At 66.8% G+C, this 1,092-nt stretch carries 2 pseudogenes; one reads left to right on the top strand and one right to left on the bottom strand.

The features are described from left to right. A pseudogene (locus tag FV228_RS30565) lies at nucleotides 1-554 on the bottom strand (glycosyltransferase); the annotation flags it as partial. A gap of 458 nt (nucleotides 555-1,012) precedes the next feature. Here FV228_RS30565 and FV228_RS30560 point away from each other — a divergent pair. Then, a pseudogene (locus tag FV228_RS30560) lies at nucleotides 1,013-1,092 on the top strand (IS5/IS1182 family transposase); the annotation flags it as partial.

Below are 1,092 nucleotides of genomic sequence, written 5' to 3'. Positions count from 1 at the left end.
CGCGCGAGCTGCGCGTCCGCGTAGGCCCGGACCGGGTTGGCGAAGGCGGCATCCATGCCCGCCTTCAGGGCGGCGTAGCGGGCGAGTTCGGACGGGTCGCGGGCGGGCGGCAGGCCCAGGCCGATCGGAGCGTGGTCGGGCCGTTCGAGGAACAGGAAACTGATGTTGGCGGTGACGATCGGCGGGCGCGGCGCCCTGTCGAGGAGCAGCGGCAGAACGCCGAGGAACATGCTGCCGGCCACGATCACGTCCGGCGCATCCGCGGCGATCAGGGCCCGCAGGGCGGCGGCCTGGACCGGCATGGGATCGATGAAGCGCCGCTGGAATTCGCTCCGGAACCGCTCCGGGCCGGCGGGCAGCGCCGTCTCCAGGAAGCCGGCGGAATCGTTGTCCGCGTAGGGCGCGAAGCCCAAGCCCGCCGCCTCGACCTTGGCCTGGAAGGCCGGGTCGGTCAGCACCTGCACGGTGTCGCCCCGGGCGGCGGCGGCGCGGCCGATGGCGAGCAGCGGGTTCACGTGGCCGGTGAGCGGCGTGGCGGCAATCAGGATCTTCATCACGGCCTCCTCGGGCGATCCCGGCCTAACCGACCGCGCGCCCTCTCGATCTCGGCGTCCCGCGTGCGGATGCCGAAGGCGCGGCTCGGCCCGCGCCTGTCGTGAGGGAGAATCGCCGGCGGACTTGCGGAGTTACCGGTACAGATTCGGGTTCGTGCGGCAACGCACAAATCCTGCCACCGTGAACTTTCACGAAGACTGTCACTGCCTCCGGGTGTGGCTTGCGAAGGCCGTATTCACGCGATCGACTGCTTCGATTCAAGCCTCGCGCCGGCCGACACTGTTCGCAGGCACGCCATCGAAAGTAGTAGGCGCTATAGCGGGCTTAATAAGTAGATAGCCACGCTTGACCGCGCTCGTTGGTGCCAGTCATATCGTCAAATACTGATATAACAGAATATTGGTTAACGTCCTAGAGGCTGTTATGAACTGAATGGGTGAGGTTTGCGTTTTTGGGCATGAGCGCAGGTCGTGCCGGCTATCCCTCTGACGTGTCCGATGAGGAATGGGCGCTGGTTGCGCCGTATCTGGCGCTGCT

The organism is Methylobacterium sp. WL18 (genome assembly GCF_008040015.1).
GTDB classification, from domain to species: domain Bacteria; phylum Pseudomonadota; class Alphaproteobacteria; order Rhizobiales; family Beijerinckiaceae; genus Methylobacterium; species Methylobacterium mesophilicum.
This window is presented reverse-complemented; position numbering and strand designations above follow the sequence as displayed.